Raw genomic sequence first — 19,338 nt, 5'->3', positions numbered from 1 at the left:
TTCGGCCGATCGGGTAATCCCAGAAATTTCAGGAGGCATTCATCTCCGTAAACATCAGGGACGCGTCGGATGACGGCGTGCCACATTTCCGCTGGCAGCGAGGCCGTCGTATTGGCATACAGATGCCCCGTTCGGGTCCATATCGCGCGACCCCGTATTCATGGATGGGACAGCAGCCTACGATCGTTGTGGGTGGGAAACCACGAACGAGGGGGTCTCCGTTGGCGCTTACACGTACAGTGCCGCAGGCCGAGGAAACCAGCACGGCCCTGGTACTGGGATCAGATGCATTGCGCGCCGAAGAAGTCGCGGACTTCGCGCGGCGCCCTGAGAAATGGGAAATCCGCCTCGACGGCGACGCCTGCGCGCGCATGGCCGCCGCCCAGCGGGCCAAGGACGCGCTCGTCGCCTCCGGTCAGCCGGTCTACGGCGTGACCACCGGGTTCGGCGACAGCTGCGGGCGGCACATCGGGCCGGCGAAGGCGGCCACTCTGCAACGCAATCTCATCTCGGGCCATCTGGCCGGCAGCGGCGATCCGGCGCCGCCCGAGGTGACCCGGGCGACCATGCTGATCCGGGCCAACTGCCTGGCCCGCGGGTACTCCGGGGTGCGGGTGTCCCTGGTGCAGCTCCTGGCGGACTGCCTGCGCGAGGACATCCTGCCGCTGATCCCGGAGCGGGGCTCCGTCGGCGCCAGTGGTGACCTCGTCCCGCTGGCCTATCTCGCCGACATGCTCACCGGCAACGGCACGGTGCTGCACCGGGGCACGACGCGCTCCGCCGCCTCCGCGCTGCACGACGCCGGGCTCACGCCGGTGGAGCTCGCGCCGAAGGAGGGGCTCGCGCTCATCAACGGCACCTCCTTCATGAGTGGCTACGCGGTCGCCGCCGTCCGCGCCGCGCGTGACCTGTCCGCGATCGCGGACCTGTGCACGGCGTTCGCGGTCGAGGCCCTCCAGGCCAGCGCCGGGCCCTTCGAGCCGTTCCTCCACACGCACAAACCGCACCCGGGGCAGCGGACCAGCGCGGCGAGGATCCATCACCTGCTGAAGGGCTCGAACCTCGCCATCGAGCACCGGGACAGGGTCACCGCCAACCCCCGGCTCAAGGGCGCCAGTTACCAGATGCTGCGTACGGGTCTCCAGGACCGCTACTCCGTACGCTGCGCGCCCCACGTGACAGGGGTCCTCAACGACACCCTGAGCTGGGTCACCGACTGGGTCGACACCGAGATCAACTCCACCAACGACAACCCCCTGTTCGACCCCGAGACCGGAGAGGTCCACCACGGAGGCAACTTCTACGGCGGTCACATCGGGCAGGCGATGGACGGCCTCAAGCTCGCCGTCGCCAGCCTCGGGGACCTGCTGGACCGGCAGGTCGCGCTGGTGGTCGACGAGAAGAGCAACCAGGGCCTGACGGCGAACCTCGTCCGTCCGACGGACGGCGCGGACTACGACTCCGGGCTCCACCACGGCTTCAAGGCCGCGCAGATCGCCTCCTCCTCGCTGGCCGCCGAGGCCCTGAAGAACAGCGCCCCGGCGACGGCCTTCTCCCGCTCGACGGAGTCCCACAACCAGGACAAGGTGAGCATGGCGTCCATCGCGGCCCGCGACGCGTGGCGGATCGTCGAGCTGGTGCAGAACATCGCGGCCATCGACCTGGCCGCGCTGTGCCAGGCCGTGGACCTCCGGGGCGGCGACCGCATGGCGCCCGCGACCCGGGCGGCCTATGACGTGGTGCGCACCGCGGTCCCCTTCGTCGACCAGGACCGCCGGCTCGACAAAGACCTGGCCGGGCTCGTCGACCTGATCAGGTCCGGGGAGGTCACCGCGGCGCTCAGGGCCGCCGGCGCCGACGTGGAGAGCCAGTTGCCCGAACAACCGCGGAGGTACTGTGTCCACTGACCTGCCCGACGCAGAACGCGTCGTCCGCGACACGGTCGGGGCCGTGCTCAACACCTCGGCGGCGGAGTGGCCCCGCGACCGGCCCCTGGACGAACTGCCGGACGCGATCTACGACAGCCTGGCGCAGCTGGAAGTGCTCACCCGTGTGGAGCGGGCGTTCCGCCTGGCGCCGCGCCCCGTCGACCCGGACCACCTGATGAGCATCGACACCATCATGGCCATGGTCGTGGAGTCCGGCCCCGTCCGCACACCCGCCGACGCCGGTGCGGCCGAGGGCGGTGACGGATGAGCGAGACCCCCCGACGGGTCGCCGTCACCGGGGTGTACCTGGCCTCCGGGCTGGGCGTCGGGACCGAGGAGGTCTGGCAGGCCGTGTGCGCCGGCTCCTCGGCCGTCGGACGCTGCTCCGACCTCGCGGACGTCTTCGCCGCGCGGCTTCCCGACGCCCCCGCCGCCGCGCTCCTGGTGGAGCGCGCGGGCCTCGGTGCGCTGCGGCACGCCGCGCTCGACCCGGACTCCCTCGACCCGTACGAGATCGGCATCGCCCTCGGGACCAACTCCGGCTCCGAGGAACTCTGGACGCACTACCGGCGGGCGGCCGAGGACGGCTCGGCGCCCGCCCGGCACCCGGCGCACACCTGCGCCGACCGGCTCGGCGCCGCGCTCGGCGGCCGGGGGCCCAAGGCGGTCTTCGCCACCGGGTGCATCGCCAGCGCGAACGCCATCGGCTACGCCTACGACGCGGTGGCCACCGGGCGCGCCACGGTCATGCTGGTGGGCGGTTACGAGGCGCTCAACATCACCACTGTCGCCACGTTCGCCAGCTGGAAGTCGATCGACTCCGCGCCGTCCGCGCCCTACGCCCGCAGCAGCGGGCTGAACCTCGGGGAGGCGGTGGCGTTCCTGGTCCTGGAGTCGGAGCGGTCCGCGCGGGCGCGCGGCGTGCCGATCCTCTCCTATGTCCGGGGCTACGGCCTGACCAGCGACGCCTACCACATCACCGCCCCGCCGCCGGACGGCTCCGGGCTGCGGACCGCCATGTTCGGCGCACTGGGCCGCGCGGGCCTCGCTCCGGACGAGGTCGGCTACGTCAACGGTCACGGCACGGGCACCCGCGCGAACGACACCGCCGAGCTCAACGCGATGCGGGCCGTCTTCACCGGGCCGAACCCCCCGCCGATGAGCAGCTCCAAACCCCAGGTGGGGCACACGCTGGGGGCCTGCGGGGCGCTGGAGGCGGTGCTGACCACGCTGGCCCTGCGGGACGGTCTCCTCCCGCCGACGGCCAACGCCGAGGGCACACCGCCCTGGGACGTCGTGCCCGGGACCGCGCGGCGGGCCGGGATCGAGGTCGCGCTGTCCAATTCGATCGCCTTCGGCGGGGCCTGCTGCTCGCTGGTCCTGGGCCGGAGCGGCGGGGAGCCGCAGGACCGGCCCCGGAGAAGCCTGTCGTTCACCGGTGCCGGGGTGGTCTCGGGGCTGGCCACCGGGCGGCGCCCGTTCCTCGCGGCGCTGCGCCGGGAGCGGCCCGGAGGGGCGCCGGACGGCTTCCGTTCCGCCCGTGACCTCCACGACTCCTTCAAGGATTTCATCGACCCGAAGTTCCGTCCGCGGCTCGACGGCCTCGGCGCCATGACCGTGGCCGCCGCGCGCATGGCGTGGGACGACGCGGGCCTGCGGGACGGCACCCGGGTCGGCATCGTGCTGGCGACCGCCGCCGGCCCGATCGGCACCGTGGAACAGATGAACGAGACCGTCGAACGGGAGGGACCGGAGTACATCAGCGCCGTGCACGCCCCGAACATCGTCTCCAGTGTGACGGCGGGTTACGCCACGCTGGAGCTGGGGCTGGGCGGCCCGCTGGCGGCCGTCTCCACCGGCGACGCCTCGGGGCTGATCGCGCTGGGCCACGCGGCCGACCTGATCCGCCAGGGGCAGGCCGACGCCGTCATCGTGGTCGCGGCCGACGACGTCACCGACACGCTCGCGGGGGCCTACGGCCGCTACGGCCTGCACGGCCCCGGTGCGTGCCGGCCGTACTCCCGGACCGCCGCCCCGGGGTCCGTCTCGGCCGGAGCGGCGGCCGTGGTCCTGGAGGCCTCCGAGCACGCCCGCGCCAGGGGTGCCACCGAGCTCGGCACCCTGCTCGGACACTCCGTGTCCTCGGGCCCCGGCCGGACGGAGGACGCCCCGCTGTGCGCCGAGTCGTGGTCCCGGGCCATGCGCCGGGCGCTGGACGAATCCGCTCCGGACAGGGCGGGCGCACGGGTCACCGAGGCCGTCGACGTCTACGGCGCCGCCCGGGGCGTTCCCGTCGTGGACGACGCCGAACTCACCGCGCTCACGTCCTGCCTCAAGTCGGCCGGCACCAGGCTCACCGCCGTCGCCGGGGCGACCGGGCACTGTCAGTCGGCCGGCGCCCTGCTGTCCCTGATCGCCGCTCTCGACGGCTGCGGCGGCGGTCTGCTGCCGCACCTGGCCGAACCGTCCGATCCGCTGCCCGGCGCGCACGCCTATCTGTCGGCCGGGCCCGCCGGTGGCCGCCGCCGGGCCCTGGTGACCGCCGCCAGCTGGGGTGGTACGTACGCGGCCGCCGTCGTCGGACCGGCCGGTGAGGGACCGTGATGGGGAGTTATCAGGAGCTGGCACCCCTGGAACTCCTCACCCGCAGCCTGGGTGCCGGGCCGGCCGGCCCGCTGGGGCCGACGGTCACCCGATGGGACCGGCTCGGGCGGGAGGCCGCCGAGGAGCTGGTGGTGAAGGCGCTGCCGGAGGTGATCGAGCTGTGCACCTCCGGCAGCACGGGGCCGGCCGCCCCCTGGTGCCACAGCGGACGGCAGCTGTGGACCGAGGCCGGGATGCTGGCCGACCTGGTCCGTGCCGACCGTCCCCGGGCGATCCTGTCCTTCGCTCCCCCCACCCACCTCTACGGCCTCATCGCCACCGCGCTGCTGCCCGCCGTGCTCGGCCTCCCGCTGTGCTACTGGCCGCGTTACGGGCTGCCGACACCGGCCATCGACGAGGACCGCTGGCTGGTCGTGGCCATCCCGTGGGCCTTCCCCGTCCTGCTCCGCGACCAGTCGGTGCTCGGCCGGCGCGAGCACGTCACCGTGCTGCACAGCACCGCCACGCTGCCCTCGACCGCCGGGGAGTTCATCGCGGCCTCCGGACCCGGCGGGGTCCGGCTGATCGAGCTCTTCGGGTCGACCGAGACCGGCGCCATCGCCTATCGCGAGCAGGCCGCCGGCCCTTCCCCATGGACCCTGATGGACGACGTCCGCTTCACCGGCGACCCCGCCGACGCCCGGCTCGGGGTGACCAGCCCCCGGCTCGCCCTCACCCCGGAAGGCCGCCCCATGACGAAGTGGACCACCGACGACTACGTCCAGCGGCTGGACGACCGCAGCTTCCACTTCCACGGCCGGCGGCACCGGCTGATCAAGGTCAACGGCCGCAGGATCGACCTCGACCTGGTCGAGGAGCGGCTGCGCGCCGCCCTCCCCTGCGCCGACCTCACCTGTGTGCCCGTCACCGACCGGATCCGCGGCGAGCACGTCGAACTGCTCGTCGCGGCACCGCGCGAGCCGCAGCTCGTGCACCGGCGGACGGCGGAGACGCTGCGGAAGCTCGGCGTCACCGTCGGGCGGATCACGATCGTGGACGCCATCGACCGCAGCGACACCGGCAAACCCCGGCGGATCACCGACCGACGGGCGGTCACCCCATGAGGATCGCCATCATCGGTGACGGCATCTCCGGCCTCCACCTCGCGCTGCGGCTCCAGCAACTGGACATCGACGTCACCCTCTTCGGGGCCAAGTCGCCGGAGGCCGTGCGCAACGGCCGGGCGCTCAACTTCGTCGCGCGCTCGGGCAGCACCCGGCACCGCGAGGAGCTGCTCGGCCTCGACCTCTGGGCGTCGCCCGACACGCTGGCCGAGGCCCGGACGGTCACGGTGCACGGCCCCGAGCCGCTGACCTTCCGCGCCGACCCGGACCCCGCGTACAGCATGGTCGACTTCCGGCTCTACCTGCCCGCGCTGGTGGAGGAGTACCTCGCGCGCGGCGGCCGGCACCTCGTCACGCAGCTCACCGCCCGCACGGCGCACGACGCCGCCGCCGACCACGACCTGGTCGTCGTCGCGGGTGGCCGGGCGGCCGGGGAGCTGTTCCCCCGGGACCCCGAGCGCTCCCCGTTCGACGCCCCGCAGCGGGTGTTGTGCGGCGGGCTGTACCGGGGCATCGGCGAAGCCGTCCCCCACAGCATCGAGTTCCACGTCATGCCGGGTGTCGGCGAGGTCCTGCGCATGCCGTTCCACTGCGCGGACGGTCACGTCGACGTACTGGGCCTGGAGGCCGTCCCCGGCGGCCCCCTCGACCCGCTCTGCCGCACCCCCTACGACGACGCCGATCCGGGGCGCTTCCACTCCGTCGTGCTCGACGCGCTCCACCGCTACGTGCCCGATCTGCGCGAGCGCGTCGACGAGCGGGCCTTCGGCCTGAACCGGCCCGCCGACCTGGTGCAGGGCGGGGTCACCCCGGTGGTGCGCCGGGCCTGGCGGCCCCTGACCGACACCACCTACGCGCTCGCGGTGGGCGACGCCTGGATCGTCAACGACCCCATCACCGCGCAGGGCGCCAACCTGGGCTCCCACTGCGCCCTGGAGATCGCCGAGGCGATCGCCGCCGGGCCGCCCTTCGACGACGCCTTCTGCCGGGCCGCCGAGGAACGGATGCGTCCCTTCGCGGAGAGCGTCGTGGAGTGGACGGCCGCCTTCCTGCGCCCGCCCACCCCCAGCTCCTGGAGCTCTTCCGGGCGGCGGACGCCGATCCCGCGGTGGCCGCGGCCTTCGCCACCAACTTCGACGACCCGCCGGCCATGTGGCACAGCATCGCCGCGCCCGAGCGGACGGCCGCCTTCCTCGCCGAGGTGCGTTCCACGCCGCCGGGCGGCTCCGCCTCCATCCCCTCCTCCGCCTCCGCGGAGGCCGGCACCTCAAGGACACCACAGTGGGCCGACTTGACCGCAAGACCGTCCTGATCAGCGGATCCAGCACCGGGATCGGCAGGGCGGCGGCACTGGAGTTCGCCAGGGAGGGGGCCCGGGTCGTCGGCTGCGGGCGCAACCCCGAAACCGCCGACGAGACCGTCCGTCTGGTCAAGGAGGCGGGCGGCGACATGGTCTCGCTGTCCCCGGTCGACCTGTCGGCCAGGGACGGGGCCCGGGCCTGGATCGACTTCGCGCTGGCCGAGTACGGCCGCTTCGACGTCCTGTGCAACAACGCCTCGTCGCTGCGCAACGCCCCGTTCGACCGGCTGGGGCCGGAGGACTGGCACCACACCATCCGCAACGAACTCGACCTGGTGTACCTGTGCACCCAGCTCGCCTGGCCGCACCTGGTCGGCCAGGGCGGTGGCGTCGTCCTCAACGTCGCGTCCATCTCCGGCTCCCGCGGCGCGCTGTTCGTGCAACAGGCCGCGCACGGCGCGGCGAAGGGCGGTGTCCTCGCGCTGACCCGCCACCTGTGCGGCGCCGGGGCCGCGCACGGCATCCGCGTCAACTCCATCAGCCCCGGGCTGATCCGCACCCGCGCCACGGCACCCCACATCGACGACCCGGGCAGCGGCGTACCCGCCCTGCTGAAGAAGATCCCGGCCGGGCGGGTGGGCGAGCCCGAAGAGGTGGCCAGACTCGCGGCGTTCCTCGCCTCCGACGACGCGGCCTACATCAACGGCGCCGACTTCGTCATCGACGGCGGCATCAGCGCCATGGCGGGCTGAGGCCGGGGGCCCGCGGTGCGGACGCACCCGGGCCCCGAGCACGCGGCAGCCGCGGAACCCGCGGGAACGGAACGACCGGCAAGAGGAGCGTCATGCCCGATCAGCACGTCAGCAGTGCGACAGCCCCGAGGCCGGACACCGGCCGTCGCACCCCCGACCGGCCGATGACCGGCGAGGAGTACCTGGAGAGCCTGCGCGACGGCCGCGAGGTGTGGATCTACGGCGAGCGCGTCGACGACGTCACCGCGCACCCGGCGTTCCGCAACAGCTGCCGGTCCCTCGCCTGGCTCTACGACGCCCTGCACGACCCCTCCTCCCAGGGCGTGCTCACCTCGGACACCGACTCGGGCGGCGCCTTCACCCACCCGTTCTTCCGTGCCCCGCGCGATTCGGCGGACCTGCGGGCCGCGCGCGACGCCATCGCGGCCTGGCAGCGGATGACCTACGGCTGGATGGGCCGGACCCCGGACTACAAGGCATCCTTCCTCGCCACGCTGGGGGCCGACCCGGACTACTACGACCCCTTCGCGGCGAACGCCCGCGACTGGTACGAGCGCGCCCAGAACAAGGTCCTCTTCCTGAGCCACGCCCTGGTCAACCCTCCGGTGAGCCGCCACGCGTCCCCCGGGCAGGGCACCGGCATCTGTGTCCGCGCCGTGGACGAGACGGACGCCGGAATCGTCGTCAGCGGGGCGAAGGGGGTGGCCACCGGGGCGGCGCTCACGCAGTACGCGTTCGTCGGCCACACCGGCCCGGCCCCGGAGGACCCGGCACAGGCCGTCTCCTTCATCGCCCCGATGAACACCCCCGGCATCAAGATCATCTGCCGTCCCAGCTACGAGAACCAGGCCCACCGGGCGGGCAGCCCCTTCGACTATCCGCTGTCCAGCCGGTTCGACGAGAACGACGCGCTCCTCGTCTTCGACCGCGCGCTCATCCCCTGGTCGCACGTACTGATCCACCGCGATCTCGACCGGGCCGGCGGATTCGCCCACCGGAGCGGGTTCCTGCCCCGGTTCCTCTTCCACAGCGCCGTCCGCATGTCGGTCAAGCTCGACTTCCTGTGCGGCCTGCTCCTGAAGGCCGTCCACAGCAACGGCAGCGACGTCCACCTCGGCGTGCAGTCCGGCGTCGGCGAGGCACTGGCCTGGCGGCACACCGTGCACGCCCTGGTCACCGCCATGACCGAACAGACGGAACCCTGGGCGGAGAAGTACGTCCACCCCCATCTGCACCCCTGCTTCGCCTACCGCGTGCTGGCCCCGACCGCCTACCGGACCGTCAAGGAACTCATCAACCGCCTCGTCGCCAGCCCCCTCATCAGCCTCGCCTCGCACGCAGACGACTTCCGCTCCCCCGAGCTGCGCCCCTACCTGGACACCTATATGCGCGGCGCCAACGGGATCGGGTCCGAGGAGCGCGTCAAACTGATGAAGCTGGTGTGGGACAGCGTCGGCAGCGAATTCGCGAGCCGTCACGAGCTCTACGAGAACCTGCACGCCGCCAACCCCGAGGTCACCCGCTTCGAGACCTACCAGTTCGCGGCCCGCACGGGGCTCCGCGACGAACTGTGCGACTTCGTCGACAAGTGCATGTCCGACTACGACACCGAGGGGTGGACCGTCCCGCACATGCGCACCCCCGACCCGCTGCCCGACCTCGGCGGCCGTTGAGGCTTCCCTGGCGGGCCGGCGCGCCCGGCCGCGTCCCGCCCCGGCGGCTCACGGTGCCCTCCGGTAACGCCTCCGCGCGGGCGAACCGTCCGGCGCGTGGGGCGGGAGGTCGAAGCCGACCTCCGCGCCACCGCCGTCCGCCGTGGTGGCGAAGACGGTTCCGGCGTCGGCCGCGATGATGTCGTGCACGATGGCCAGACCGAGACCGGAGCCGGGCACCGCCCGGGCCCGGGGGCCGCGGTAGAAGCGGTCGAAGACGGCGTGCCGCTCGCCGGGCGCGATGCCCGGGCCCCGGTCCCGTACGGCCAGCCTTCCCCCGGCGATGTGCACGGCGACCGGGGTGCCCTCGGGGCTGAACTTCACGGCGTTGCCCAGCAGGTTGTCGATGCACCGCTGGAGCGCGCGCGGCCGGGCGCGCACCGGCACCGGCGGGTGCGCGTCGTCCTCGATGACAAGGACGGCGCGCCCGGTCCGCAGGCGGAAGCGCTGCGCGCTGTCCTCCGCGGCGGCGGCCAGGTCGACGGCCTCGGGCTCCTCCTCCGTGCAGCGGTCGGTGGCCAGCTCGACGAGCTCGCGGACCAGGTCGTCGAGGGCGGCGGTCTCGGTGACCAGGGTGGTGAGGATCTGCTCCTCGTCCTCGGGGGCGAGCCTGCCGCGCGCCCGCTGGAGCAGCTCGGCGCTCCCGCGCACCGAGGTGAGCGGGGTGCGCAGTTCGTGGCTGGCGTCCTGGACCAGTTGCTGCTGCTGGGCGCGGGAACGGCGCAGCGCGGCGAGCATGTGCGCGAAGCTGTGCGTCAGTTGGCCGATCTCGCCGGAGCCTGCGGGCGGCAGCGGCGTGGTGAGGTCCTGTGTGGTGGTGATGCGCCGGGTGGCGCCGGCCAGCCGGCGGACCGGCCGCAGGATCCGGCCCAGGGCGAGCCAGCCGAGGAGCGCCGCGAGGGCGACGGCGGCCGCGGTGGTCCAGGAGATCCGCCGCAGTGACCGGTCGTCGACGCGCGCGGCGCCCTCGTAGCTCTGGCCGACCATGACCGCACCACCGCCGGGCAGGGGCCGGGTCAGGGTGCCGTACTCGGTGCCGGAGACGACGACGTCCGCGCGGCTCTCGCCCTTTCCCGTCCGGGCCACGCGCAGCGCGTCCGGCAGGACGGGCAGCGCGTCGCGGCCGGGCGCCAGCGGCCGTACCGCTCCCTGGGCGGACACGACCTGCTCGATCATGTCCGGCCGGGCGGGCGGGGTCAGGTCGGCGGCGAGGAGGGTGACGACGGTGTTCGTACGGTCGTCGAGGCCCCGTTCCAGCTCGCCGGCGACCAGGTCGCTCACGCCCCGGTACGACATGAAGGCGGCGAGGGAGATGGCGAGCGCGGCGGCCGCGGCGACGACGGCGGTGATCTTCGTACGGAGCATCACGCGGGCCGGATCGTGTAGCCGACGTTGCGGACGGTGTGGATCAGCCGGGGCGCGCCGCCCTGCTCCGTCTTCTGGCGCAGATAGCCGATGTAGACGTCCAGGGAGCGGGAGGTGGTGTCGAAGTCGAAGCCCCAGATGCGCTCGTACATCTGTGACCGGGTGAGGACCACGCCCGGGTGGTGCAGCAGCAGTTCCAGCACGTCGAACTCGGTCTTCGTGAGGTCCAGCCGCCGCTCCCCGCGGAACGCCTGCCGGGAGGCGGGGTCCAGGGTGAGGTCAGCGACCGTCAACGCCCCGCTGTCCGCCGGCGGCTCGGTGCGCCGCAGCAGCGCGCGTATGCGGGCGAAGAGCTCCTCGGTCGCGAACGGCTTGGCCAGATAGTCGTCGGCGCCCGCGTCGAGTCCCGCGACGCGGTCGCCGACCTCGTGCCGGGCGGTCAGGACCAGGACGGGCAGCCGGTCGCCGCGCCTGCGCAGCATCCGGCACAGGCCGAGGCCGTCGAGGCCCGGCATGACCACGTCCACCACCGCCAGGTCGGGCCGCTCCCGTTCCAGGAGGCCGAGGGCCTCCAGGCCGTCGGAGGCCAGCAGCACCCGGTAGCCCTCGAAGCGCAGCAGCTGGTCCAGGGTGCTGCGCACGCCCGGGTCGTCCTCGGCGACCAGCACCGTCCGGCGGTGTCCCGTTTCGTCAGTCATGTGATCATCTTCGTCGGTGGCGGAAACGCGGGGGAAGCGTGGCGCGGGTGGTCACGGTCCCGGTCCTCAGCCGCGGACGGGGGTGACGGCGATCGGCGGGAGGGCGCGCAGGCAGGAGGTGTCGCCCGGCTCACCGGTGCGGAGGAAGCGCGAGGAGACGCCTGTGACGCAGCGGCTGGGCTCCAGCTCGGGTACGTGCCCCGTGTTGCGGACCGAGAAGAACCGGCTGTTACGGAACTGCCCGGCGGCCTTCTTCCCGCTCGCGTCGGGTGTGTTGGCGTCGAGATCGCCGGAGAGCACGAGGACCGGGACGTCCGGCAGCCCGGGCTTCGTGGGCTGCGGGCCGGGGGTGTTCTCCCGCGGCCAGCCGATGCACACGTCGCCGGCGTCCGTGGTGCCCTCGGTGAAGCCCTTGGCACTGAACGCCCCGTGCTCACCGGGGCGTGCGGCGGCCAGCGCGGCGTCGTACTGGCGCCACCGGACGGACGGCGGCGCGTCCTTCGACCAGGCCCTGCGGTAGTCGTTGCAGGTGACCGCGATGTACGGCGCCTGGTCCACCGTGCTGCCCGTCTCGCCCTCCTCCTGGACGAGCTTCCGCAGCGGCGCGGTGTCACCGTTCACGAAGCGGTCGAGGGCGTGGGGCAGCCGGCCGAGCAGCGAGGGCTTGTCCGGCTCCAGGCCGACCTGGCTGCTGGCGGCCTCGAACATCAGGTTGGCGAGCTTGTCCTCGGTGAACCGCTTCTTGTAGACGCCGTGTCCGGTGGTGACCGGCACCGTCATGGGTTCGGCGCGCAGCCGCGCGGCCGTGGTGGCCAGGTCCTTCACGGCCCGCTCGCCGTCGCAGGCGACGGGGGTGCCGCGCTCGCACACCCGGCGCAGGGTCGAGGAGACCGCCTGGGCGCTGGGCCGCGCCAGCGGGTCGAGCGCGAGAGGGAACGCGCCGGACAGGACGATCGAGCGCACGCGCTCGGGGTGGCGGGATGCGTACACCGGCATGAGGTACGTGCCGTAGGACAGCCCGTACAGGCTGAGCTTCCGCACACCGAGACGGGCGCGGACGGCGTCGATGTCGTCGGCGGTGGCCGCCGAGGTGTATCCGGCGGCCTTGGGCCCGAGGTTCTCGGCGCACCGCTCGACCGCCGCCCGCTGCCGGTCCCGGGTGCCGAAGCGGTACTCGGCGTCGGTGACCCCGCAGGGTACCGGCTGCGACTCGCCGGTGCCGCGCGGGTCGACGAGCAGCAGGTCGTGGTCCTTCAGCAGGCCCTCCAGGCCCCAGGCGAACGCCTCGGCCTTGTCTATCGAGGTCTCGCCCGGGCCGCCCGGGTTGACGGCGACGGTGCCCTCGGCGGGGCCGGGCGCTCTGTGGCGTACGACCGCGTAACTCACCTTGACCTTGCCGAGCTCCGGCTTCCCCGCGACGAGCGGGCGGTCCACCTGGCCGCAGTCGACCTGGTGCCCGGCCACCGCCGGGCACCAGGCGGGTGCCGCCGTGGCCGCGCGACCGTGCACGGGCGCGGACGCGGTGGCGGTCGCCGTCGGCAGCACCGAGGCCATCACGCCCATCATGCTCACAGCCAGTCCCGCGCGCCGCGCCGTGCTCTTGTACGTCATCGCCTTCTCCTCCGCCTCGGGTTCCCCGGACTCCCCGGATCCCCCGGGTGTTCCTCGGTTGCGGGCACCACGTTGCCGGGCGCGTTTCGCAGGCGCGGCAGAGGGACGACAAAAACGTGTAAGAACCGGGGCGGTGTGCCGGAGGCCCGTTCGGCGAGGAGATCGCCGGTCGCGCGCCCTTTTCGGCCACCGTTCCCCACTCGTCCTCGCCCGTCCGAGGGGTGAAGGTGTCCCCCACACATCGTCGGGACACCGGGACGCGGGCCCACCGCGGGCCACGCGGTGACCGGTTCACGGGGAGGGGCTCGGCGGCCGGCGTTAGAATTTCCGGGTGTCCCGGCGGACGGCCGCGGTGGGTTCCATCTCCGTGGGGAAGGACAACGGATGAGCAGTACCGAATCGGCGCGCGAAGAGGTCGACAGGCCTCTGCTGCTGCAACTGGAGCGGCGGCTGAGACAGCTGATCGAGACGCTCTACCCCGACGAGCGCACCCGCCCGGGATACGCCCGTCTGGCCAAGGAGATCCGCGAGAGCACCGGCGGCGCCATCTCCGCCACCTACCTGTGGGAGCTGGCCACCGGTAAAAAGCGCAATGTGACGCTGGAACAGCTCGACATCCTCGCCCAGTTCTTCGGCGTCCCGCTGGAGTACTTCCTCAGCGACGAGGTCTGCGAACGCGTCAACACCCAGCTCGCCCTCGCCACCGCACTGCGCGACTCCAAGATCCGCAACCTCGCGCTCCGCGCGGAAGGACTCTCCTCCGCCAGCCTCGACGCCCTCCTCACCATGGTCACCGAAGCCCGCAAACTACAGAATCTTTCGAACGTCGACGACCCGGATCACGCCACCCGTCCCGTCGGGGAGTAGGACACGGGGCGGGGGGCAGCGGGTCGGGCCCGCCGCCTGGGGCACCGGCTGCCACCGGGGTCACGGGCGGGCGGGCCGCACGGCGCGGAGGTTCACGGTCGACGCACGGGGGTGCACGGTCATTTCTTCCCTCCACGGCAGGCTATGGGAGATACATGATTACCAAGTACACCCAGCTGCACCGGCGTTGCCAGGCCGTGCTGGACCAGCTGACGCTACCGCGCCCCTTCTCCATCGACGCCCTCTGCGAAGAGCTCTCCCGCAGCCGCGACCGCCCCCTGCACCTCCATGCCCTGCCCGACCAGGCCGCCGACGGCAACATCTGCGGACTGTGGCTCGCCACCCCCACGGACGACCACATCTTCTACGAACAACGCACCACCCAGATCCACCAAGAGCACATCATCCTCCACGAGATCGGACACATGCTGTTCGACCACCACGGAATCCGCCCCACCACCCCACCACCCGGTGTCCTCACGGGCGGAGGCGCGGGCGCGCTCGCCTTTCCGGGCCCGAGGAAGCGCGGCGGCGCGAAGGCGAGAGACACCGCCGTCGCCGGGGCGGGGGCGGGGGCGGAGACCGGCGACAGTGGTACGGCGGTCGGTGAGAACGCCGGGGTGCAGGCGCTGTTGCCCGACCTCAGCCCCCAGCTGATCCAGCGGCTCCTCGGCCGCGCCAGCTACACCACCCGCCAGGAACAAGAAGCCGAAATGCTCGCCACCCTCCTCCGCATCCGCGCCTCCACCCTGCCCGAGACCGGCACACCCCGGGACGTCCTGGGGCGCCTCGGCGCCGCCCTGGGGACCCCGGTCACCGACGCCCGGTGACCCCGGGGCGGGTGGCCGGTACCCACCTCGCGAGGCGCCGGGTGCGGCCCTCCGCCGTCCGGGCGGTAAGTCCGGCCCCGGGGGCCCCGGGGGTTTCCCGTGTCGCGCTCACGGATACCCGGTCCGAGGACCGGGATCGCGCCCACCGCCAGGAGGACACCACATGCGTATTTCTTCGACGCGCCCCGTACACCGGTGGATGCGCTGGCGTGACCGGCCCGACCTGCGCGTCACCCCGGGCGCGGACGACGTGGAGAACGCCACCCGCAGGTTCCTGATGTACGGGGTGCTGCCGCTGTGGTTCGTGCCGGCGGTGGCCGACTGGGTGATGCACCGGCGTACGCGCATCGAGGAGACCAGCGGGGTGCGCGAGTCGGCGGTGCACGCGCTGATGATGACCGAGGCGGGCGTCCCGGTCGTGGCGGGCCTGGTCGCGAAGATCAATCCGCTGGTCCTGTCCCTGATGGGCGGGGCGGCCCTCGCGCACGGCGCGACCGCGGTGTGGGACGTCACGATCGCCACGCACGACCGGGAGGTACGCCCGATCGAGCAGCACATCCACAGCTTCCTCGAAGTGATCCCGCTGTCGGCGGCCGCTTTCACCGCCTGCCTGCACTGGGACAAGGTCCGCGCGGGCCTGCGGGGCGGGAAGGAGTCCTCGGACGACTGGAAGCTCGTGCCGAAGGACCGGCCCCTGCCCGCCGCGTACCTCGCGTCGATCGCCGCGGCGGTGGGTGCCTTCGTGGCCCTGCCGTACGGCGAGGAGATGCTGCGGTGCGTGCGGGCGCGGCGGGGGCGGAGCACCCATGCCGCGTGAACCGCGCATGGCACCCGTCGTCTGGCAGCCCCCGCCCCGGCCCGGCCGGCGGCGGAGCGGGGCGGGCGGCCCGACGATGCCGCCCTTACGGCTCCTCCCGATCGACGGGGACGGCCCCGAACACCTCGCCCTCGACGCTTCCGGGAACCTCCTGACCGGTGTGGCCGACGGACGCGTCCTGCGCGTGGACACCGTCACCGGGCGGGTGACGGAGGTCGCCCGCACCGGCGGCCGGCCGCTGGGGATGCGGCGGCTTCCGGACGGGGAGCTCCTGGTCTGCGACGCCTACCGCGGGCTGCTGCGGGTCGACCCGGCGTCCGGCGCGGTCGGCACGGCGCTCTCCGCCGCCGCGGGCGAACCGCTGGGGCTGTGCAGCAACGTGGCCGTCACCAAGGACGGCACGGTCTTCGTGACCGACTCCAGCCGCCGGTTCCCCTTGCGCCACTGGAAGGGCGACATCCTCGAACACTCCGGTACGGGCCGCCTCGTCCGCTGGGAGCCGGGCGGGCCCGCGGAGGTCGTGATGGACGGGCTCCAGTTCGCGAACGGTGTCTGCCTGGCGGCCGACGAGTCCTTCCTGGTGGTGGCGGAGTCCGGGGCCTACCGGCTCCGGCGGCTGTGGCTCACCGGCCCGCGCGCGGGTGCCACCGACGTCTTCGCCGACGGCCTCCCCGGGTTCCCCGACAACCTCACCACCGGCCCCGACGGCCTGATCTGGGTGGCCCTCGCCGGACCGCGGAGCGCGCTCCTCGACTTCCTGCACCGGCACCACCCCGCGCTCCGCAGGGCCCTCTGGGCGCTCCCGCCCGGGCTGCTGCCCGAGGCCCGCCGCACGACACGGGCGCAGGGCCTCGACTCCCGGGCCGCCCGGTGCGGGACCTGTGGCGCGACGCGCGGAACTTCCACATGGCCACGAGCGCGCTGGAGCACGAGGGAACGCTGTACCTGGGAAGCCTGGTGGAGCCCGCGATCGCCGCGGTGCCCCTGCCGCCGCTCCGGGCCGCCGCTGTCACCGGCCCGGCGACGGCCGCACCCGGCTGACACCCGGACCGCGACGGGTGAGGCGCCGGGCGTGACGGGCGACGGCCGCACGGGTCCGGGGAAGCCGCTCCAGACCGGTCTCACCGTCCTCCTCGGTCTGGCGACGGCGGCCATGACCGCCTGGTGGCTCGCCCGGCAGCCCGTCGGCCGGCCCGCCGTCCTGCCGCGCCCGCCGCGCCGCGCCCCGCTGTGGACCGCCCTCGGCGTACTGCCCGCGGCAGGGCGCGGAGGGGGGCCGGGCAGCACCGGGCGGACGCCTCCTGACATCCCGCAGGGAGCGCTCGCGTCGTTCCTCGTCGTCAGGGGCCGGTGCTCGTGCCGGGGGCGCTGTCCAGGAGCTGGGGGCCGTTGTTGCGGACGTTGTTCACCGCGTCGTTCACCTCGCGCACGTCGAGCCGGCCCCCGGCGGGGGTGGTCAGGAGGGCGCGGAGTTCGCCGGGGTCCTGATGCGAGGGGTCGAGCCAGGCCGCGTAGTCGGCGTGGGGGATGACCAGAGGCATGCGGGGGTGGACGCGGCCGGCGGCGTCGGTGGCCTCGGTGGTGATGACGGTGCAGGTGGTGCGCCAGGCCGCCGGGTCGTCGTCCCCGGTCACCGCGGGGTCGCGCCAGAACTCGTACAGCCCCGCCATCGCCATGACCTGGCCGTCCGCGGGGCTGATGAAGTACGGCTGCTTGCGGGCCTTCGTCGTCGCGGTCGCCTCGACGGTCCGCCATTCGTAGAAGCCGTCCGCGGGGAGCAGGCAGCGGCGCTTGGCGAAGGCACGGCGGTAGGCGGGCTTCTCGTGCACCGTCTCCACCCTGGCGTTGATCATCTTCGCGCCGGTGTCCGGGCTCTTCGCCCATGACGGCACCAGGCCCCACCGCACCACTCTCAGCTGCCGTTCCAGCACGCCGCTCGCCCGGTCGGGCCGTTCCAGCACCGCCCACACCTCGTCGGTGGGGGCGACGTTCCAGCTCGGTTCCAGGAGCCGCTCCTGGTTCCAGCGGGTGACCTCGAACAGCCCGACCAGGTCCTGCGGACTGCGGGTGGCAACGTATCGGCCGCACATGGCCCCCACTCTGCCCGTACCCCGGGGCGGCCGCACCCGCACCGGAGCGTCTGCGATGATCTTGGCCTATGAGCAGTCGTGGAGGCGCGTGCGGGCGCTGTGGCAGGGGGCGCCGCTTCTGGCAGCGCAAGTGCAGGTCGTGCCGGTGGTCGTCGCGTGCGGAGCGCGCGGACTCGATCGCCGACGTGGGGGAGGCCGCCGTCGAGTTCGGCGCCCTGAAGTGGATAGGACGCGGCATTCGCGGCGTGGTGCGGGCGATCGTCGACTGACGGCGACGGCCGGCCCCGGCCGTCGCCGCACGGGACGGGAGGCGTGAGACGGGAGATATGAGGCGTGAGGACCGTCACCGGAAAATGGTGTGCGGATCGGGTATGCGGTTGACAGGCTGAGATCATGAATTCTCAGCACGACCCCGTCCCCGGCCCCTTGGCCACTCCTCCGGGGACGGACCGGACCGCCACGCCTCTCACCACCCCCCTCACCCCGGACCTCCTGCGCGGCGCGCTCGACGTGGAGCGCACCGCGCACGGGCTCCTGCCGCACCGGCTGCCCGCCCGGGCCCGCGCGCAGTGCGCCGACGGGCAGCTGGCCATGGCGGAGTCCCAGCCCTCCGGCGTGCGGCTGGTGTTCCGCACCCGGGCCACCGCCGTCGAGCTGGACACGCTCCGCACCAAGATGGCGTACGTCGGCGCCCCGCCCCGCCCGGACGGCGTGTACGACCTGCTCGTCGACGGCCGCCCGGCCGGGCGGGCGAGTGTGACCGGCGGCAACGTCCGGACGGTGGACATGACCACCGGGTCGGTGGAGAACAGGCCCGGCCCGGTCGGCACGGTCCGGTTCGCGGGTCTGCCCGAGGGTGTGAAGGACGTCGAGATCTGGCTGCCGCACAACGAGATCACCGAGCTGGTCGCCCTGCGCTCCGACGCCCCCGTCGAGGCCGTCGCCGGCAGCGGCCGCAAGGTGTGGCTCCACCACGGCAGTTCCATCAGCCACGGCTCCGACGCCGCGAGCCCCAGTACGACCTGGCCCGCGCTGGCCGCGGCCCTCGGCGGCGGGGAACTGATCAATCTGGGGTTCGGCGGCAGCGCCCTGCTCGACCCGTTCACCGCGCGCGCCATGCGCGACACCCCCGCGGACCTGATCAGCGTCAAGATCGGCATCAACCTGGTCAACGCCGATCTGATGCGCCTGCGCGCCTTCGGCCCGGCGGTGCACGGCTTCCTCGACACCGTCCGCGAGGGTCACCCGGACGCGCCGCTGCTGGTCGTCTCCCCCATCCTGTGCCCCATCCACGAGGACACCCCCGGCCCCAGCGCCCCGGACTTCAGCAGGCTGGACGAGGGGCGGCTCCTGTTCAAGGCCGCGGGCGACCCCGCGGAGCGGGCCGCCGGGAAGCTGACGCTCAACGTCATCCGGGACGAGCTCGCCCGCATCGTCGCGCGGCGCGCGGCCGACGACGCGAACCTGCACTACCTGGACGGCCGCGAGCTCTACGGCGAGGCGGACTTCGCCGAACTGCCGCTGCCCGACCAGCTGCACCCGGACGCCGCGACGCACCGCCTCATCGGCGAGCGCTTCGCCGCCCGGGTCTTCGGACCCGGAGGGGCCTTCGCGGTCCAGGGCGGCTGACCGCCCCGCTCCCCGTCCGGCTCCGGTGCTGT

17 protein-coding genes and 1 pseudogene are annotated in these 19,338 nt (G+C 73.4%); 14 read left to right on the top strand and 4 right to left on the bottom strand.

Annotation, left to right across the window (positions count from 1 at the left end):
• Nucleotides 1-290: 290 nt before the first annotated feature.
• The 7 genes from SMD11_RS32460 to SMD11_RS32430 all read left to right on the top strand — a co-directional run bounded on the left by SMD11_RS32460 (nt 291) and on the right by SMD11_RS32430 (nt 9,360).
• Complete coding sequence (locus SMD11_RS32460) at nt 291-1,907, top strand: HAL/PAL/TAL family ammonia-lyase (protein ID WP_234366277.1); 1,617 nt, start codon at nt 291-293, stop codon at nt 1,905-1,907.
• Nucleotides 1,897-2,196, top strand: coding sequence for a hypothetical protein (locus tag SMD11_RS32455; RefSeq protein ID WP_087929834.1), 300 nt, complete (start codon nt 1,897-1,899; stop codon nt 2,194-2,196). The genes SMD11_RS32460 and SMD11_RS32455 overlap by 11 nt, the downstream gene beginning before the upstream one ends.
• The gene (locus SMD11_RS32450; protein ID WP_087929833.1) at nt 2,193-4,532 is read left to right on the top strand and encodes a beta-ketoacyl-[acyl-carrier-protein] synthase family protein; all 2,340 of its coding nucleotides are present in this window, start codon (nt 2,193-2,195) and stop codon (nt 4,530-4,532) included. Before SMD11_RS32455 ends, SMD11_RS32450 begins: the two co-directional genes overlap by 4 nt.
• Nucleotides 4,532-5,635, top strand: a complete 1,104-nt coding sequence (locus SMD11_RS32445) for an AMP-binding protein (RefSeq protein WP_087929832.1) — start codon at nt 4,532-4,534, stop codon at nt 5,633-5,635. Before SMD11_RS32450 ends, SMD11_RS32445 begins: the two co-directional genes overlap by 1 nt.
• A complete protein-coding gene (locus SMD11_RS32440; RefSeq protein ID WP_087929831.1) occupies nt 5,632-6,930 on the top strand; it encodes a styrene monooxygenase/indole monooxygenase family protein in 1,299 nt (432 codons plus the stop codon). Before SMD11_RS32445 ends, SMD11_RS32440 begins: the two co-directional genes overlap by 4 nt.
• Nucleotides 6,917-7,687: an SDR family NAD(P)-dependent oxidoreductase gene (locus tag SMD11_RS32435; protein WP_087929830.1), complete on the top strand. Its 771-nt coding sequence runs from the start codon at nt 6,917-6,919 to the stop codon at nt 7,685-7,687. The genes SMD11_RS32440 and SMD11_RS32435 overlap by 14 nt, the downstream gene beginning before the upstream one ends.
• Before the next feature lie 92 nt (nt 7,688-7,779).
• Nucleotides 7,780-9,360, top strand: coding sequence for a 4-hydroxyphenylacetate 3-hydroxylase family protein (locus SMD11_RS32430; protein WP_087929829.1), 1,581 nt, complete (start codon nt 7,780-7,782; stop codon nt 9,358-9,360).
• A 48-nt stretch (nt 9,361-9,408) separates the two neighbouring features.
• Here the strand turns inward: SMD11_RS32430 and SMD11_RS32425 are convergent, their stop codons facing one another.
• From SMD11_RS32425 to SMD11_RS32415, 3 genes are all read right to left on the bottom strand, one after another.
• Complete coding sequence (locus tag SMD11_RS32425) at nt 9,409-10,764, bottom strand: HAMP domain-containing sensor histidine kinase (protein WP_087929828.1); 1,356 nt, start codon at nt 10,762-10,764, stop codon at nt 9,409-9,411.
• Complete coding sequence (locus tag SMD11_RS32420; protein ID WP_087929827.1) at nt 10,764-11,462, bottom strand: response regulator transcription factor; 699 nt, start codon at nt 11,460-11,462, stop codon at nt 10,764-10,766. The genes SMD11_RS32425 and SMD11_RS32420 overlap by 1 nt, the downstream gene beginning before the upstream one ends.
• A 66-nt stretch (nt 11,463-11,528) precedes the next feature.
• The gene (locus SMD11_RS32415) at nt 11,529-13,073 is read right to left on the bottom strand and encodes an alpha/beta fold hydrolase (protein WP_234366276.1); all 1,545 of its coding nucleotides are present in this window, start codon (nt 13,071-13,073) and stop codon (nt 11,529-11,531) included.
• Between the two features lie 384 nt (nt 13,074-13,457).
• Between SMD11_RS32415 and SMD11_RS32410 the strand changes: the two genes are divergently transcribed.
• The 5 genes and pseudogenes from SMD11_RS32410 (at nt 13,458) to SMD11_RS36940 (ending at nt 16,628) form a co-directional block, all read left to right on the top strand.
• Entirely contained in the window at nt 13,458-13,940 is a 483-nt protein-coding gene (locus tag SMD11_RS32410; RefSeq protein ID WP_199844005.1) for a hypothetical protein, read from the top strand.
• Nucleotides 13,941-14,095: 155 nt separating this feature from the next.
• Nucleotides 14,096-14,770: a hypothetical protein gene (locus SMD11_RS32405; RefSeq protein ID WP_087929826.1), complete on the top strand. Its 675-nt coding sequence runs from the start codon at nt 14,096-14,098 to the stop codon at nt 14,768-14,770.
• Between the two features lie 163 nt (nt 14,771-14,933).
• Nucleotides 14,934-15,587, top strand: coding sequence for a diguanylate cyclase (locus tag SMD11_RS32400; protein ID WP_418952499.1), 654 nt, complete (start codon nt 14,934-14,936; stop codon nt 15,585-15,587).
• Nucleotides 15,577-16,260, top strand: a pseudogene (locus SMD11_RS36685) (SMP-30/gluconolactonase/LRE family protein); the annotation flags it as partial. The gene SMD11_RS32400 and the pseudogene SMD11_RS36685, both read left to right, overlap by 11 nt.
• Nucleotides 16,261-16,493: 233 nt before the next feature.
• Nucleotides 16,494-16,628: a hypothetical protein gene (locus tag SMD11_RS36940; protein ID WP_267896897.1), complete on the top strand. Its 135-nt coding sequence runs from the start codon at nt 16,494-16,496 to the stop codon at nt 16,626-16,628.
• Between the two features lie 299 nt (nt 16,629-16,927).
• On the opposite strand, the gene SMD11_RS32390 is transcribed toward SMD11_RS36940, so the two are convergent.
• Complete coding sequence (locus SMD11_RS32390) at nt 16,928-17,677, bottom strand: SOS response-associated peptidase (protein ID WP_087929824.1); 750 nt, start codon at nt 17,675-17,677, stop codon at nt 16,928-16,930.
• 68 nt (nt 17,678-17,745) lie between these two features.
• On the opposite strand from SMD11_RS32390, the gene SMD11_RS35620 reads away from it, so the two are divergent.
• Together SMD11_RS35620 and SMD11_RS32385 are read left to right on the top strand one after the other, a co-directional pair.
• Nucleotides 17,746-17,946, top strand: a complete 201-nt coding sequence (locus SMD11_RS35620; RefSeq protein WP_159395425.1) for a hypothetical protein — start codon at nt 17,746-17,748, stop codon at nt 17,944-17,946.
• 124 nt (nt 17,947-18,070) lie between these two features.
• Nucleotides 18,071-19,306 carry a GDSL-type esterase/lipase family protein gene (locus SMD11_RS32385; RefSeq protein ID WP_087929823.1) on the top strand — a complete coding sequence of 412 codons (1,236 nt, stop codon included), beginning with the start codon at nt 18,071-18,073 and terminating at the stop codon, nt 19,304-19,306.
• The last annotated feature ends 32 nt before the right edge of the window (nt 19,307-19,338 follow it).

Source organism: Streptomyces albireticuli (assembly GCF_002192455.1).
Taxonomy (GTDB): Bacteria; Actinomycetota; Actinomycetes; order Streptomycetales; family Streptomycetaceae; genus Streptomyces; species Streptomyces albireticuli_B.
Note: the sequence above shows the minus strand (reverse complement) of the source record. Positions and strands in the feature narration are given on the sequence as shown.